11 protein-coding genes are annotated in these 15,717 nt (G+C 63.4%); 3 read left to right on the top strand and 8 right to left on the bottom strand.

Annotated features, from left to right (window positions below):
* Positions 1-124 precede the first annotated feature (124 nt).
* Positions 125-2,665: a hypothetical protein gene (locus AWB77_RS12515; RefSeq protein ID WP_061134737.1), complete on the bottom strand. Its 2,541-nt coding sequence runs from the start codon at positions 2,663-2,665 to the stop codon at positions 125-127.
* Positions 2,666-3,080: 415 nt separating this feature from the next.
* Here AWB77_RS12515 and AWB77_RS12510 point away from each other — a divergent pair, with 415 nt between their 5' ends.
* Positions 3,081-3,665 carry a GNAT family N-acetyltransferase gene (locus tag AWB77_RS12510; protein WP_061134736.1) on the top strand — a complete coding sequence of 195 codons (585 nt, stop codon included), beginning with the start codon at positions 3,081-3,083 and terminating at the stop codon, positions 3,663-3,665.
* Here AWB77_RS12510 and AWB77_RS12505 read toward each other — a convergent pair.
* On the bottom strand, positions 3,649-4,548 hold the full coding sequence (locus tag AWB77_RS12505) for a LysR family transcriptional regulator (RefSeq protein WP_061134735.1): 900 nt from the start codon (positions 4,546-4,548) through the stop codon (positions 3,649-3,651). The genes AWB77_RS12510 and AWB77_RS12505 overlap by 17 nt on opposite strands.
* 108 nt (positions 4,549-4,656) lie before the next feature.
* Between AWB77_RS12505 and AWB77_RS12500 the strand changes: the two genes are divergently transcribed.
* Positions 4,657-5,142 (top strand): carbon-nitrogen hydrolase family protein, encoded by a 486-nt coding sequence (locus tag AWB77_RS12500; RefSeq protein ID WP_061134734.1) that lies wholly within the window; start codon positions 4,657-4,659, stop codon positions 5,140-5,142.
* A gap of 76 nt (positions 5,143-5,218) precedes the next feature.
* Positions 5,219-6,493 carry an amidohydrolase family protein gene (locus tag AWB77_RS12495; protein WP_061134733.1) on the top strand — a complete coding sequence of 425 codons (1,275 nt, stop codon included), beginning with the start codon at positions 5,219-5,221 and terminating at the stop codon, positions 6,491-6,493.
* Between the two features lie 53 nt (positions 6,494-6,546).
* On the opposite strand, the gene AWB77_RS12490 is transcribed toward AWB77_RS12495, so the two are convergent.
* The 6 genes from AWB77_RS12490 to fixL all read right to left on the bottom strand — a co-directional run bounded on the left by AWB77_RS12490 (position 6,547) and on the right by fixL (position 15,625).
* Positions 6,547-8,658 (bottom strand): M3 family metallopeptidase, encoded by a 2,112-nt coding sequence (locus AWB77_RS12490; RefSeq protein WP_061134732.1) that lies wholly within the window; start codon positions 8,656-8,658, stop codon positions 6,547-6,549.
* A 145-nt stretch (positions 8,659-8,803) separates the two neighbouring features.
* Positions 8,804-9,658, bottom strand: a complete 855-nt coding sequence (folD, locus tag AWB77_RS12485; RefSeq protein ID WP_061134731.1) for a bifunctional methylenetetrahydrofolate dehydrogenase/methenyltetrahydrofolate cyclohydrolase FolD — start codon at positions 9,656-9,658, stop codon at positions 8,804-8,806.
* Positions 9,659-9,853: 195 nt separating this feature from the next.
* A complete protein-coding gene (locus AWB77_RS12480) occupies positions 9,854-10,756 on the bottom strand; it encodes a DUF2950 domain-containing protein (RefSeq protein ID WP_244158526.1) in 903 nt (300 codons plus the stop codon).
* Positions 10,757-10,815: 59 nt separating this feature from the next.
* The gene (locus tag AWB77_RS12475; protein ID WP_167354137.1) at positions 10,816-12,228 is read right to left on the bottom strand and encodes a DUF3300 domain-containing protein; all 1,413 of its coding nucleotides are present in this window, start codon (positions 12,226-12,228) and stop codon (positions 10,816-10,818) included.
* 230 nt (positions 12,229-12,458) lie between these two features.
* Entirely contained in the window at positions 12,459-13,094 is a 636-nt protein-coding gene (gene fixJ, locus AWB77_RS12470) for an oxygen response regulator transcription factor FixJ (protein WP_008350478.1), read from the bottom strand.
* A complete protein-coding gene (fixL, locus tag AWB77_RS12465; protein WP_061134729.1) occupies positions 13,091-15,625 on the bottom strand; it encodes an oxygen sensor histidine kinase FixL in 2,535 nt (844 codons plus the stop codon). Before fixL ends, fixJ begins: the two co-directional genes overlap by 4 nt.
* Positions 15,626-15,717 lie beyond the last annotated feature (92 nt).

Genomic DNA, 15,717 nt, shown 5'->3' with positions numbered 1-15,717 from the left:
CGCGACGCAATCAGCGCCGGCCGCTAGTGCCGCACCGATCTGGGGATCTGTGCGGCAAGGCCGGCGCGCCGCGCATGGGCGGCGCGGATACCCGCTAGCAAATTTGGATCAAGCGGATGCATCGTCAACCCGTGGGTTGCTCGGCGCTCTGGCTTTGAGCCGGCGTCTCAGACGTGGTCGTGCCGGCGTTGTTGCTCGCGCTTGGCTGGTTCTCAGATTGCGCCGAGTCGGATTGGAATTGACTCGCAGCATCGCCGTTTGCGTTGGACGCGGAGGACATTTGCAATTGACCTGCTACGGATGAGTTTGCGTCCGACTGTCCAGAGTTTGAGGCATCGGCTTGCGGAGCGCTGCTTGCCGACGCGGGTTGCTGTGTGTCGGGTGCCGAATCAGGCAACTGCGCGTTGCCTGCCGAAGCCGAAGCGGGCTGCTGGCCATCGCTTGCAGCATTCGCCTGCCCGGATGAACCGGCCGCCGCGGAATTGCCGGAACCCTGTGTTTTCCAGGCGTCCAGCTGCCTTGACGCAGGTTGACCGATCGGCGTGGTCTGCTTGTCGTGCAGACTGCCGTTGCTGTCGGCTGTGTAACTGGTGACATTGCCTCCCTCATACTTGTCGACCTGCCGACTGCCGTCCGAATTGTAGTTCACATTGGTGAGCGTTCCCGATCCTTCCTTGGAATCGTAAACGGTAGATCTCGTGCGATCGCCGTTCGCGTCAAACTCGGTACGCGAGCCAACGTTGCCCTGGTCATTCATCGAGTAGAGCTGACGACTGCCATCGGCGTTCAGTACATTCTTGTTGGTCACTCGCCCGGTCGACGGGTCATAAACCTCCGTCACCGACCCGTCGCCACCGGTATCCTTGCGCTGCGTCAACTGGTTCTGCGCGTTGTAGGTCAACTCCTGACTCTTATCCGAGTCCGTCGTGCGTACGACTCGGCCACCGTCCTTGCCATAGTCGATTTCGGTGGATGGAGCGCCGCGTTGATCGAAGTACGTCGTTTTGATTGGACGTCCGTCAGGCCCGTAATGAGACTGCAGCGCGGGCATGTTGTCCATGTTGTACGAAAAGAGCGTGCGACTGCCATCCGGATTCGTGACGACCTGATTGGTGCGCCGGTTATTGGCCGGATCGAAATAGTTCTTTTGTCCTCCGAGCGTGATGTCTGAACCGACCGGCTGGGGCGGTCCGATCTTCGATGCGTCGTCGGCCAATTGCTTGAACGACGTCATTTCGTCAGGCGTGAAGGAAATGTTCTGCGGCGCGCCTCGCTCGCCGTCCTTGCCGACGTCGACGCGCGTACCCTGGTTATTCGCCCCCACCGTTGTGAATGTGCGGCTACCGTCCGCGTTATAGCGGGTGTCGAAATTCAGGCGTCCCGTGTCGGAGTCGTAGGCGTGCATCGCCGTCTTCTGCCCATTGGCGTCGTACTCGTCCTGAATGCCGACTTTGCCGTTATCGTTGAAGGAGTAGAGCGTTCGGCTTCCGTCCGGATGATTCACGATCTGATTCGTGTTGCGGGAGACCGCGGGAAGGTCGTCCATCATCTCGGGGGTGACGTTTGGGGGAAGGTTGTCATACACCAATTTTGGATCCACGCGCGAGAAATAGTCCTTCTGGGTTTCGCGTCCCTGCGGGTCGAAGGACGTCATGTTCGTGGTCTGGTTTTTCTTGTCGAACTGCGTTTCCAGGCGTGAACCGTCCGCGTTGAAACCGCGCTCGATACCGGAGCCGTCGGGATTGAATTCGCTCTGTTGGATCTTTCGCCCGCTGCCGTCCGTCACGTTCATGTTGTAGCTGCCGTCCGCATTGTGCTGGTAGTTGGCGGTGCGCAGCGGATTGCCTTGAGGATCAACGGTCTGCGATGATTGCAGCTTGCCGTCCTTGTAGGTCTGCGTGGAGGTGTCGCCGGAATTCCATTGCTGGCGCGCGGATGCGACGTTCCCATCCTTGTCGATCCCGAATGTGACTGAGGCCGGATTGCCGGGCTCTGTTGGGGCCGCGCCTTGGGAATTATTGTGACCGGCATGCTCGTACTGACTGAAGTTGTATCCGTTACCTCCGGTGAAAAAAGACGACGAGCCTTCTCCGATGATGCGATCATCCATCTGCTGGGGTGTCAAATTCGCATTCGCGTATTTTTTTGCCACGTTGTCGAATCCAGCAAAGGTTGGGTCCCGGTGATCGACGATCGAGGTGCCGGGATGGCCCGGTGCTGTCGTGTTCTGCTGTATCTCGTTGCTGACCTTCCACTTGTTCAATTCCGCTTCGGTTTGACCAATGCCCTTGGGCGTGGCGGCTGAGTTGAACGCTTCTGGATCACGCGGGTGAGTCGCGAATTGTTGTTCAAACTTCGCGTCTTTCTGCACATTCAATGTATGGCCTAGTTCGTGCGCGAGAACACCTACGAAGTTCGCGTCGCTACCGGTGGTATAGCTCGGATTGAGCGCGATCTGGGTCCCGTCGTGAGACGTGAAGGCAGTGCCTACCTCGTCTGACACGTTGAGTGGCTGGATTTCCCCCGACTTGACCTGATCGCTCGCGTTCTGAATCTGCCCGACGAGCAGCGGACTCTTGTTCATCAGACTCAGTTGGGAGTCCGTAGGCTTGTAGTTGCCCCAAAAGGCTTCCTGACCGGTGAGGCGTTGCGGTTTGACGTCCATGTTCTCATCCTATTCAATAGGTTGACGCGGGCCTTCGGCGTGAGTCCTCGTCTGCGAACGAGGCATCCCTTGCATCGCCAGGCGAAACCCGGCATGAATAGTGTGCTGAATCGGCAAATGGGCGATGTGGTACTCCGTCATTGGTTCCCGTCGGCGACGCGTTGCGGACGTGATGCACTTGCGTTCAGGTGACGCATACGAGCACTCAATCGCTCTATGGGAATTTGGACGAGATATCGAGTCACCTGTGACGGGTAGGCCGGGGGCCATTGTGGCAACGGCTCGAACACGATCCCGCGGAGCCCGTGCATATCGTGGCGGAGACGGGCGTTGGATATCGGCTCGCGGGCCCCGTAGGCGTCGGATACCGCGTCGAATTAAGATGTCGTCTCACGACAAACCCTGCCGACAACCAATGAGCCAGCCAACTTTGAAAGGCGAGCACGTAACGCTTCGCCCGCTGCAACGCGATTACCGCGCTGCCTTGCTCGACGCCGCCGCCGATGGCGAGCTCTGGAACCTCAGCGTGACGGTCGTCCCGAACGAAGACACGATCGACCGTTATATCGACACCGCGCTCGCCGGCCGCGATGCAGGCACGGTGATGCCGTTCGTGATCGTCCGAACCGGCGATGATCGTGTCGTCGGAAGCACGCGCTACTGGAAGATCGATCGCGCAAACCGCAAGCTCGAAATCGGCCATACGTGGCTAGCCGCATCGACGCAGCGCACGGGCATCAACACGGAAGCGAAGGTTCTGCTGCTGACACACGCGTTCGAAGCGATGCACTGCGTGCGCGTGCAATTCACCACCGACGAACTCAACGAGAAATCGCGCGCGGCGATCCTCGGCATCGGCGCGAAACAGGAGGGCATCGTGCGGCACGAGCGCATCATGCCCGATGGCCGCAAACGCAACTCGGTGCGCTTTTCGATCATCGACGACGAATGGCCCGCCGTCAAAGCGATGCTGCTCGCGAAGCTCAACCGTCGAGCGTAGTGCGCGCCTTCAGTTCCTTCACGCGCGCTTTCATGAACGCGACGAAGCGGTGCGTCACGGTATCGTCGCGTTCGGCTTGCCACGCAAGCCCGACTCGCCATCGCGCGGCCTGATCGCGCAGGGTCAGCACGCGCGCATCGCGCAGCAGATATTGCGCGCGCGAAGGCAGAAACGCCGCGCCCACGCCGCCCGCCACCGATGCGAGCACGGACTGGATATCGTCCGCTTCCTGAATCACGCGCGGCACGAAGCCGTGCCCGGCGCACCAGCGATCGATCTGCGCGGCCAGACCCGGCCCGCGCGCGCGCGCCAGCGCGATGAATCCCGGTTCGTTCAGTTCGCTCAAGTCCGCGGGCAGACGCTTGTAGCGCGTGTGTTCGGGTACGGCGAGCGCGAGCGTTTCATCGAGCACGGTGAAACCCGCAAGCCCGGCGCCGGCGGGCATGCGCATGAATCCCACGTCGAGCTTGTTTGCGAGGATGCGGCGCGTCTGCTCATGCGACGAAAGATCGTGCAGCGTGATGCTCACGCCCGGATTGAGCGCGCGGAACTCGGCGATCAACTTGGGCACATGCGTGAGCGTCGACAGACACAGGCCGATGCGCAGAAACCCGCGCGTGCCGTTCGCGGCCTCGCGCGCGCGGGCAAGCACGGCGTCGGCGTCGCGCACGAGCGTCTGCGCGTCGGCGAGAAAGCTCGCGCCGAACGTCGTCAGGTCCGCGCCGTGACGGCCGCGTTCAAAAAGGCGCGCGCCGAGGCTTTCCTCGAGCGAGGCGATCTGCTTGCTGAGCGCGGGCTGACTCAGATGCAGCGCTTCGGAAGCGCGGCCGAAATGGCGCAGATCGGCGATCGTCAGGAAGGCGCGCAGAAGTCGAAGTTCCATCGGATATTCGATTCCATTTAGCGATCGAATCGATCGAAACATTCATTTTACTTATCAATGCGCGGGCGTTTCAATGAGGCTATCCCTCAGTTCTTGCCGGAGCCTCGCATGGATGCCACTTCGTTTCGTATCGCCGTGATTGCGCCTGCATCGCAGTCTGGCGACGTCGCGTGCAATCGCACACGCATTATCGGCAAGCTCGCCGAAGCGGCGCGAGAAGGCGTGCAACTGGCGTTGTTTCCGCAATCGGGCGTCGGTGCGCCGGAGGACGACGCCATCGCCGCCGCCGTCGAACAGACCGGCGTTGCGGCAGGCGTCGGCTGGATCGGGCGCACGGACGACGGCCGCCGCTACGAGAGCTACGCGATCTGCTCGCCCGGTGGCGCGCGCGTGCACATTCTGATCGGCGAGGACAACGACGTGGTCGAGAGCGTACGGATGATGGCGCTCACGGGTGCGACGCTGCTCGTGGCGCCGAAGCGCGGTGACCGTTCTCATCGCGCGCCGCTTGCGCCAACAACCGAACGCGCGATGCCGCGCGGTTCGCTGCCGCTCAGTTTCGCGATCATCGGTCGCAATCGCGTGACGGGGTGAATCGAACGCCGCACGGCTTTTATGTCCCGATACAATCGAAAAAACGAACGGACAGCCGGGCACGGAGGATTCGCACATGGATTTGATCATTCGCCGAGCGGCGCTCGCGGATTCGCGCGAACGCGTCGATATCGGCATGGAAGCCGGGCGCATCGCCGCGATCGAGCCGCATCTTTCAGCGACGGCGCGCGAGGAACTCGATGCCGACGGCGCGCTCGTCACCGCGCCTTTCGTCGACGCGCATTTCCACATGGACGCGACGCTCTCCTACGGCCTGCCGCGCGTGAACGCTTCGGGCACGCTGCTCGAAGGCATCGCGCTGTGGGGCGAGTTGAAGCCCGAACTCACGCAGGAAGCGCTCGTCGAGCGCGCGCTGCAGTATTGCGACTGGGCCGTCGCGCGCGGCCTGCTCGCGATCCGTTCTCACGTCGATGTCTGCGATCCGCGCCTTCTCGCCGTCGAAGCGCTCGTCGAAGTGAAGCGGCGCGTGAAGCCGTATCTCGATCTGCAACTCGTCGCGTTTCCGCAGGACGGCGTGTTGCGCAGCGCGGGCGCGTTCGAGAACCTGAAGCGCGCGATCGGCATGGGTGTCGATGTCGTCGGCGGCATCCCGCATTTCGAGCGGACGATGGCCGACGGCGCCGCATCGGTGAAGCTCTTGTGCGAATACGCGGCGGAGCAGGGCTTGCGCGTGGACATGCATTGCGACGAATCCGACGATCCGATGTCGCGTCACATCGAAACGCTCGCCGCCGAAACGCATCGGCTCGGCCTGCACGGACGCGTGACCGGCTCGCATCTCACGTCGATGCATTCGATGGACAACTACTACGTCAGCAAGCTCATTCCGCTGATGCGCGAGGCGGGCGTGAATGCGATCGCGAATCCGCTCATCAACATCACGCTGCAAGGGCGCTCGGATACGTATCCGAAGCGGCGCGGCATGACGCGCGTGCCGGAACTGATGGCGGCGGGTATCACGGTCGCGTTCGGCCACGATTGCGTGATGGACCCGTGGTACAGCCTGGGCTCCGGCGACATGCTGGAAGTCGCGCACATGGGTCTGCACGTCGCGCAGATGACGGGCGTCGACGCGATGCGCGCGTGCTTTGACGCCGTCACGAAAAATCCGGCCCGCATTCTCGGGCTGGAGGGGTATGGCATCGAAGTGGGTTGCAACGCCGATTGCGTCGTGCTCGATGCGCGCGATCCGGTCGAGGCGATTCGTCTGCGCGCGGCGCGCACCGCGGTCGTCCGGCGCGGCAAGGTGGTCAGCCGAAGCCCCGCCGTGCGCGCGACATTGGCGCTGGAAGGGCGGCCAGCGGAAGTGGACTTCCGGATCAGCCGATAAAAAACGCCGGCGCAAGGCCGGCGTTCCATATCGCTCATCGTTCAGTCGAAGCGTCAGTGCAACGTCTGCCCTGACATGCCGTTATGACGCAGCAACGCGTCGATGTCCGGCTCGCGTCCGCGGAATGCCTTGAACGAGTCCATCGCCGGGCGGCTTCCACCTACTTCGAGAATCTCGCGGCGATAACGCGTGCCCGTGGCCGCGTCGAGCACCGAGCCGTTGCCGGCCTTCGCGGCTTCTTCGAACGCGGCGTACGCATCGGCGGACAGGACTTCGGCCCATTTGTAGCTGTAGTAGCCCGCCGCATAACCGCCCGCGAAGATATGGCTGAACGTGTTCGGCCAGCGCGAGAACGGCGCCTGCGGAATCACATGGAACTTCTCGTTGATCGATCGTGCGAGATCGTTGACGTTCTGCGACGCGTTGGCAGGATCGTAGGACGTGTGCAGCACCATGTCGAACATCGAAAAAACGATCTGGCGCAGCGTGCCCAGACCGCTCTGGAAGTTCTTCGCGGCGAGCATCTTGTCGAAGAGTTCGCGCGGCAGCGGCGCGCCGGTTTCGACGTGCGCGGACATGTCGGTCAGCACGTCCCACTCCCAGCAGAAGTTCTCCATGAATTGCGACGGCAACTCGACCGCATCCCATTCGACGCCGTTGATGCCCGACACGCCCAGTTCGTCGATGCGCGTCAGCATGTGATGCAGACCGTGCCCGAACTCGTGGAACAGCGTGATGACTTCATCGTGCGTGAAGCAGGCGGGCTTGCCGCCGACGGGCGCCGAAAAGTTGCAGGTGAGATACGCGACCGGCGTCTGCACGCCACCTTCGCCGCGTTTGTGGCGCGAACGGGCGTCGTCCATCCACGCGCCGCCGCGCTTGCCTTCGCGCGCGTAAAGGTCCAGGTAGAACTGCGCGACGAGCGTACCGTCCTTGTGCTCGACGCGGAAAAAGCGGACGTCGGGATTCCACACGGCGGCTTCGTCGCGGCGGATCGACACGTTGAAGAGCGTCTCGGTGACCTTGAAGAGGCCCTTCAGCACGGCTTCCTGCGGAAAATACTGCTTCACTTCGTTTTCCGAAAACGAATAGCGCTTCTGACGCAGCTTCTCCGCCGCATACGCGATATCCCACGGCTGCAACTCCGGCATGCCGAGTTCCGTCGCGGCGAAGGCGCGCAGTTCCATCCAGTCGTTTTCGGCGTAGGGCCGGGCGCGCTTCGCGAGGTCTTCGAGAAACGCGATGACCTGCGCGGGCGATTCGGCCATCTTCGGCGCAAGCGATACTTCCGCGAAGTTCTGATAGCCCAGCGTCTTCGCTTCTTCCTCGCGCAGCTTCAGATGCTCGACGACGTTCGCCGTGTTGTCCCATTCGGCCTTGCCGTCGCCATAAGTCGCGCCGAGTTCGGACGCGCGCGTGACGTACGCGCGATACATCGCCTCGCGCATCGGACGATGTTCCGAATACTGCAGCACCGGGAAATACGACGGGAAATGCAGCGTGAACTTCCAGCCGTCCTTGCCGTCGCGTTGCGCGGCTTCGCGGGCCGCTTCGATCACGTCATCGGGCAGGCCGGCGAGCTCGCGCTCCTGCGTGACGAGGTACGCGTAGGCGTTGGTCGAATCGAGCACGTGATCGGAGAATGCCTTCGAAAGCGCCGCCTGTTCTTCCTGCAATTGTGCGAAGCGCGGCTTGCGGTCTTCCGGCAATTCCGCGCCCGAGAGACGGAAATCGCGCAATGAGTTTTCGAGGATTTTCTTGCGCTCGGCCGACAAACCGGCGAATTCGGTGCCGGCGGCGATCGCCTTGTATTTTTCGTAGAGCGCGAGATTCTGGCCGACGCTCGCGGAGAATTCGGTGACGCGCGGCAGGTTTTCCGCATGGGCGGCGCGCAGTTCGGGCGTATCGGCGACGGCGTTCAGATGGCCGACGATGCCCCACGCGCGCGACAGTTTCTCCGATTCCTGCTCGACCGCCTCCACGACGTCTTTCCATGTCGCGGGCGTTTCCGGCGCGCTCGCGCGGTCGACGGCGGCTTTTGCGTTCGCGAGCAGCACATCGAGCGCCGGCGTAACGTGCGCGGGTTGAATCTCGCCGAAACGCGGCAGATCGGAGAAATCGAGCAGCGGATTGGCCGCTTTCGTGTTGGACGTGGTATCGCTCATGGCTCTCCCGTTCTGGTGTTGGATAACGCCGCACGGGTGTCGCGCCCCGCGCCGGCTCGTTCTGGAGATTATTGGGGCGGGCGCGGCAAATTCCAATCGATTGTTTTTAAGGGGCCGATTAGTACCGGACCGGCGCCCTTGCGGATCAAGCCTGCGCCGCGCGCTCGGCTGCCTCGATCGTGTTGACGAGCAGCATCGTGATGGTCATCGGACCGACGCCGCCCGGCACCGGCGTAATGTAGCCGGCCACCTCTTTCACGCCCGCGAAATCGACGTCGCCGCACAGCTTGCCTTCGTCGTTGCGATTCATGCCGACGTCGATGACCGTCGCGCCCGGCTTCACCATGCCGGCAGTGAGAATGTCGCGGCGGCCGACCGCGGCAACGATCACGTCGGCGTCGCGCGTGTGCTTCGCGAGATCGCGCGTCTTGCTGTGGCAGATGGTGACGGTCGCGCCCGCTTCGAGCAGCAGCAGCGCCATCGGCTTGCCGACGATGTTCGAGCGGCCGATCACCACGGCGTTCGCGCCCTTCAGGTCGATATCGTGCGCTTCGAACATCTTCATCACGCCATAGGGCGTGCACGGACGAAAGAGCGGCTTGCCGGTCAGCAGCGCGCCCGCGTTGGCGACGTGAAAGCCATCGACGTCCTTTTCCGGCGCAATCGCCTCGATGACCTTATGGCTGTCGATATGCGCCGGCAGCGGCAGTTGCACGAGGATGCCGTGAATCGACGGATCGGCGTTGAGTTTCGCGATGTGCGCGAGCAGTTCGCTCTCGGAGAGCGTCGCGGGGAAGCGGTCCATCACCGAATGCAGGCCGTTGTCCTGGCACGCCTTCACCTTGTTGCGCACGTAGACCTCGCTCGCGGGATTGTCGCCGACGAGCACGACGGCGAGTCCCGGCTTGTGGCCACGGGCGGTGAGGGCGGCGGCGCGTTGGGCGACATCGGCGCGAAGGGTCTTGGAAAGGGCGTTGCCGTCGATGATTTGGGCGGTCATGGCGAATCGATTCGAGGATGGGCGAGGGCGCGCGAGGGCATGAAGCCGACGCCGTGCCCGCCGCTTTCGTACGGCGGCGGTGCGCGGCGCTCGCGCATGGTGCGGGGCGCTTCGTTCGGCGAATGCGCCCTGGGGAAGGGCGAAATTATACCGCCGGGTAGTATTGCAGGCTTCGTCCGGCTCTTCCTTGCGCGCTCAGGGCGTCACTACCTTCCACGATGAATCCGGGTTGAACGACCTGATCGCCGCCGCCGCGCTCGTCGACGCCGGTCCGAGATCCTTCTCGTAGACCTGTCCGTCCTGATTGACCATGAACGTCATCACGCCGGTCTGACCGTAGCGCGCGGGCGTCGCGATCAGGCCGAATCCCTGCGTCAAGCGCCCGTCCTGCAAATAGTTTTTCGCGCCGCCCGGTGCGTTCGAGCCTTGCGACGTCAGGATGCGGTAGTGATAGCCGTAGTAGCCGTCCTTGTCGGTCGGCTTGTTCGGCATCGTCGCGGCGAGCGGCCCGAGCGGGCTTTCCGGCTCACCCGGCGCCGTATCCCAGTAGAGGCCATCGTGCTTGCCGGGCGTGCTCACGAAGCGGTCGGCGTAACGGTCGGCCGTCCTGTGATAGTCGTTCTGCGCGGCAACGTACGCGAGCGCGACCTGCATCGCCGATCGCTCGTTGCGCCCGATGCGCCGCGTCAGCACTTCGTCGCGCGCGGCGCGCATGTCGAAGCGCCAGCCCTTGCCGACCTTCACGAGCGGAATCGGCAGCGTCCAGCCGTCCGGTCCGGCTTCGATGTGCGCGGCCGGATGGCCATCGACCGGCTGCTCATCTTCGACGATGCGATGCTGCTGCGCCCACGCGCCCAGATATGCGTAAATATCCTCCTGACCGACGCTGCCTTCCGGCACGTATCGGCGATGATCCTTACCGAGTACCCGGGCGAGCGCGGTTTCGTCGTTGGTCGCGATGGCGTCGGTGAATGCCTGCGCCGCCGCTTCGGCGGTCGGATACACGGCCTGCGCGTGCGCGAGCGACGCGCCGAATACGAGCGACGCAGCCGCGAAAGCGCACAGGACAGGCTTCTTCGATGAGGCGAGTGTTTTCATGTCGGGCTCCTGGATCTGGCGTTCGCCGCGTCCGCGGCGTTTGACGTTGGACTCGATCATCAACGGCGAAAGCCTCCACCGCCGCCTCGATGAAACCCGCCGCCGCCACCACCGCCGTGGAATCCGCCGCCTCCCTGGAATCCGCCGCCACCGCCGCCGCGTTGCACGCCGCCGCCGCCCGCGCCCAAGCCGCCGCCGCCGCCACCGCCACCCGCCTGACGCTGCACGCCGCCGCCACCCGCGCCGACGCGTTCGTTCGACTGATTCGCGAACGACTGCCGGCTCGCCTGGCCGCGCTGCATGTCCTGCCGCGCGCCGTTGCCGTCGCCGGCGCCGCGCAGGGCGTTATCGCGATTCACGCTCTCGGAACGCTGGCGCAGGTCGTTCGTGGTCCGCGCGTTCGGGCCGCCGCCCTCGCGGATGCTCTGCGCGCGCTGACTCGCCGATCCGTTGAGATTCTGGCCGGTGCGCTGCTGCAAGGTCTGCGCGGCTTGCGCGCGCGCATCCTCGCGGCCGCGAAACTGGTTGCCGTTCGCGCCGAGATTCGTGTTGTTCAGGTTCTGCCGGTTCGCCGCGACATTGGTCCGGTTGAACTGGGGATCGTTGCGATTCCAGCGCACGTTGTTGCTGTTCGCGTTGATGCGGTTGCTCGTGTTGATGTTGTTATAGCGGTTCACGTTCACGTTGACGTCGCCGTGACCCCAGTTGCAATTGCCCCACAGCGAATTCACGACGGCGACGCCCGTGGCGAACGCCATGCCGCCCACGAACGCCGACGCCATCGCATAGCCGGGCGGCGGCGGCACGTAGACCGGCGGATACGCGGGATAAGGCCACGTCCCGTACACGACCGTCGGGTTGTAAGTTGGCACGTAGACCACTTGCGGATTGGCCGGCTCGATCTGGATCACCGTGGTGCTGGTCGTCGTGCTGCCCGCCGGCGCCGGCGCGCTCGTCACCTTCTGCTGCTCGTTCGACTTCAGATTGCCCGCGGTTTGCGCCGCGCGCCGCAGACGCTGCACGGAGTCCATCACGTCGCTCGGCTGCGCGATGAACGCGTTGCCGAGCTGCGTCACCCAGTCGATTTTCGAGGCCATCGTCGCGAGCGCCTGCGGGAACGCGACGAGCGACTGCACGCTCGGATCCCACGGCTCGGTTTGCACGGCCTTCACGGCGTCGTCGCCCTTGACGTTCGGATTCGCCTTCGACCACGCGGCGGCGTCGGTGATCTGCGACGGATACGTCGACGCCATCAGCACCTGCGCGAGCAGCGCATCGGGATAAAGCGCGACCGGCGCGGTCAGGGCGTCGAGCTGCTGATTCGTGAGTTTCTGGCCGGCGGGCGCGGCGTTCTGCGCTGCTGCATCGGCTGGATACGCGGCGAAGATCGGCATCGCGGCGAGCGTGACGGCGAACGCGATCGCTCTTACCGTGCCGATATGCGAACCAATGACACGAATTCGTTTCGACATCGAATCCCCCGTGCGAGACGTTACGAGATCGTTGCGAGATCGTTCTGCTCAGCCGCGATCGAAGCGACGAAGTCGGCTGGTGATCCGGCGTGATTCAGCCAATATCACTTTTCAGTTCGGCGTTCAACGAACTTCGGAGGGAAGGAAAGCCGGGCGCAATCGCTCGCGAGCGCGCCGATAAAGGCGCGGCCGGCATGACGATGCCGGCCGCGAAGGGGAGAGCCGAAGCCTTACTGCTGCGGCTTATTCGACAATGCGAGGCGCAGGAGATCGGCGACGGTGTTCACGGAGAGCTTCTCCATGATGTTCGCGCGATGCGCTTCCACCGTCTTGATGCTGATGCCGAGGTCGTCGGCGATCTGCTTGTTCAGGCGCCCCGCGATGATGCGCTCGAGCACCTGATGCTCGCGCGCCGTGAGCTTGCCGAGGCGTTCGGCGGCCGCGCGCTGCTGCTGCACGCTGGTGCTTTCGCTGCGCGCCTTCTCGAGCATGCGCTCGACGAGCTTGCGCAGTTCGGCTTCGTCAAACGGCTTTTCGATGAAGTCCATCGCGCCCTTCTTCATGGTCGAAACGGCCATCGGCACGTCGCCGTGACCCGTCACGAAGATGATCGGCAGAAGCGAGTTCTCCGCGATGAGCTTCTCCTGCAATTCGAGGCCCGTCATGCCGGCCATGCGCACGTCGAGAATCAGGCAGGAGATCGCGCCGGAATGGGCGATCGGCAGATAGACATCGAGGAACGATTCCGCGCTGGAAAAACACTGCACGCGATAGCCGTTTGCTTCGAGCAGCCAGCGCAAGGAATCACGCACGGCCTCGTCATCGTCGACGACGAAGACGGTTTCCTGAGTGGTGACTGTGCTCATAGTTCTCCCGTAACTGTTTGTTGTCTCGTATGTTCGTCCTGCGCATCCGTGCCGCCCGGGCCGCCGCTGCCGTCCACTGCGCCGATCGGCAGGCTGCAGTGGAAGGTCGCGCCGGTCACGTGGCCGTCCGCTTCGACGTTGTTGACCACCCAAAGGCGTCCGCGATGCGACTCGATGATCGATCGGCAGATATTCAGCCCCATGCCCATGCCGTCGGACTTGGTGCTGTAAAACGGTTCGAAGAGGCGCTCGGCGGTTGCCTCGTCGACGCCCGGACCCTGGTCGACCACGCTGATGCACACGAAGCCGCCGTCCATGCGCTGCACGACCACGCGTATCACCGGATCGACGGCGTTCGGTTTCGCATCATGCATCGCCTCGGCCGCGTTTTTCAACAGGTTGACCAACACTTGTTCGATCAAAACCGGGTCGACGTAGATCACCGGCATCCGCGAGCGAATTTCAGTGATGATGCGGATCTTGCGTTTGCGCGCCTCGATCTCCGCGAGACCGACCGCGTCAGCGACGATATCCGCGACGCGCGTGGCCTGCCGCTTGGGTTCGCTGCGCTTCACGAACTCGCGGATGCGCTTGATGATCATGCCCGCGCGCACCGCCTGCTGCGCGGTCTTTTCGAGCACCGGAAGCAGCGTTTCCTGCGTCATGCGCCCGGACTTCACGAGGGCGACGCAGCCCGAGCAATAGTTGTTGATCGCGGCGAGCGGCTGATTCAGCTCGTGCGCGAGCGACGACGCCATTTCGCCCATCGTCATCAGGCGGCTCGTGAACTGCAGCTTTTCTTCCTGCTGATGCGCGAGCTCCTGCGCCTGCTTTCTCTGCGTGATGTCGGTCGCGATCTGCATCTGCGCAAGATGGCCGTCGACCCACTGGATGTACTGGCGGCGCACCTCGAACCACTTCTGGATGCCTTCGACATAGACCTCCTGCGCATCCGCCGAGCTTTCGGTGAGCGCGGTGGCGGGGAGGCCCGCGTAGGTATCGACCATGTCGATGGTGTCGGACGACGAACTCTGCGAGCCGTCGAAGCCCGCGCCCGCGAGCTCCAGATGCCCGTCCGGACGGATGCCGAACAGATGCCGGTAATAGCGGTTTGCGAACAGCAGCTCGGCTTCGTCGGCGGCGAGCACGGAGACGGCGGCGTCGAGGCTTTCGAGGACTGTCGTGAAGCGTTCGTGCGCGGCGGCGAGTTCTTCGCGCGCGCGCTTCGGTTCCGTGATGTCCGTCATCGACGACATCCAGCCCGTCTGACGGCCGGAACTGTCGATCAGCGGCGACACGTACAGTCGCGCGTGGAAGAACGAACCGTCCTTGCGGCGCACGCGCAATTCGAAACCGGAAGAGGGCGCCTTGCCGCGCAAGGTCATGTCGAGCTGGCGCTGCATTTCCGGGTACGCGTCGCGCGGCCAGTACGGAAACGGCGCGTTCTTCCCGACGAGATCGCTCTCGTCCCAGCCCGTCATGCGGCAGAACGCCGGATTCACGTGCGTGATGCGGCCGTGCATGTCGAGCACGCGCATCCCGATCAGCACGGAGTTTTCCATCGCGCGGCGGAAGAAGGCTTCGGCGTAGAGCGCCTGCTGCGCCTCGAAGCGCTGGCGCGTGTGCTTCCACAGGCTCCACAGGCTCCACAGCACAAAGCACGACAAACCGGCGACGAGCCAGACGAGCGTGTTGTTGGTGAAGTTCGTGAGCTGCGGATACGAATACACGCGCACCGACAGGCCTTGCCCGGGCGGATCGAGCGGCAGGTCGTAGAACATGTCGCGCGGCAGGCGCGGACGGCTCGACGTGGTCGCGAGTTCGCGATTGTTTAGATCGGTGATCGAAATCTTGTACTTCGCCGACAGTTCGCTCGGAATGTCGTGCTTGAGAATGCCTTCGATCGAAAACACGGCCGCGATCGAGCCGAGAAACTCGCGGTCGCGGAAAACCGGCGTTTGCAGCGTGATATAGCCGTTGCCCAGGTCGTCGTAGAGCAACGGCGAGTAGACTTGGCGGCGGGTGGTGCGCGCTTCGTCGAAGGCGGCCTGCACGGCCTCGTCCATCTGCGTGTCGTTCGGCTTGGCGAGACGCGATCCGAGCACGGGCAGCGGCGTGTTCGGCCAGCGCGGCTTATGCTCGCTCGTGTACCAGTTCATGTAGAGGATCTCTGGATGCCCCTGCATGATGTCGGTGGACGAAGTCTGGAAGGTCTGCGGATCGCCGTGGCCGGTCGCGATGTCGCGCGCAAGCGCCTGAATCTGCTCCTGCGCGCCGGTCATCGACAGGCGAATTTGCTGCTGAGCCCACGCGACGTTGCGATAAAGCGTGTCTTCCTGCTGCTGTTGCTCGCGTCGGTTGAGGCTCCACAGGATGAGACTCATCACGACCAGAAATACGAGGATCGAAATGAGCGGCGTGAGTAAATAGGAGTTCGACCACCACGGTCCGTGGTGCCAGCGGGAGGGCGAGGCGTCGGCCGGCTTGCGCGCGGACCTCGCCGAGCGTTTGATCAGCCGTTCGGTCAACATGGAAGCGATTGTAACGCAGCACCTGATTGTTAATTGGCGTAAAAAGACGGTAAAGATGGCTTGTTTGCGGGAAAAGGAGGAGAAACATCTGA

The organism is Caballeronia fortuita (assembly GCF_001544835.2).
GTDB classification, from domain to species: Bacteria; Pseudomonadota; Gammaproteobacteria; order Burkholderiales; family Burkholderiaceae; genus Caballeronia; species Caballeronia fortuita.
This window is presented reverse-complemented; position numbering and strand designations above follow the sequence as displayed.

What these genes read in the sequence shown, in the direction of transcription:
- folD (WP_061134731.1), bottom strand. Translation starts at nt 9,658, where the DNA reads ATGACCGCCCAAATCATCGACGGCAACGCCCTTTCCAAGACCCTTCGC.
- AWB77_RS12495 (WP_061134733.1), top strand. Translation starts at nt 5,219, where the DNA reads ATGGATTTGATCATTCGCCGAGCGGCGCTCGCGGATTCGCGCGAACGC.
- AWB77_RS12490 (WP_061134732.1), bottom strand. Translation starts at nt 8,658, where the DNA reads ATGAGCGATACCACGTCCAACACGAAAGCGGCCAATCCGCTGCTCGAT.
- AWB77_RS12505 (WP_061134735.1), bottom strand. Translation starts at nt 4,548, where the DNA reads ATGGAACTTCGACTTCTGCGCGCCTTCCTGACGATCGCCGATCTGCGC.
- fixL (WP_061134729.1), bottom strand. Translation starts at nt 15,625, where the DNA reads ATGTTGACCGAACGGCTGATCAAACGCTCGGCGAGGTCCGCGCGCAAG.
- AWB77_RS12510 (WP_061134736.1), top strand. Translation starts at nt 3,081, where the DNA reads ATGAGCCAGCCAACTTTGAAAGGCGAGCACGTAACGCTTCGCCCGCTG.
- fixJ (WP_008350478.1), bottom strand. Translation starts at nt 13,094, where the DNA reads ATGAGCACAGTCACCACTCAGGAAACCGTCTTCGTCGTCGACGATGAC.
- AWB77_RS12475 (WP_167354137.1), bottom strand. Translation starts at nt 12,228, where the DNA reads ATGTCGAAACGAATTCGTGTCATTGGTTCGCATATCGGCACGGTAAGA.
- AWB77_RS12500 (WP_061134734.1), top strand. Translation starts at nt 4,657, where the DNA reads ATGGATGCCACTTCGTTTCGTATCGCCGTGATTGCGCCTGCATCGCAG.
- AWB77_RS12515 (WP_061134737.1), bottom strand. Translation starts at nt 2,665, where the DNA reads ATGGACGTCAAACCGCAACGCCTCACCGGTCAGGAAGCCTTTTGGGGC.
- AWB77_RS12480 (WP_244158526.1), bottom strand. Translation starts at nt 10,756, where the DNA reads ATGAAAACACTCGCCTCATCGAAGAAGCCTGTCCTGTGCGCTTTCGCG.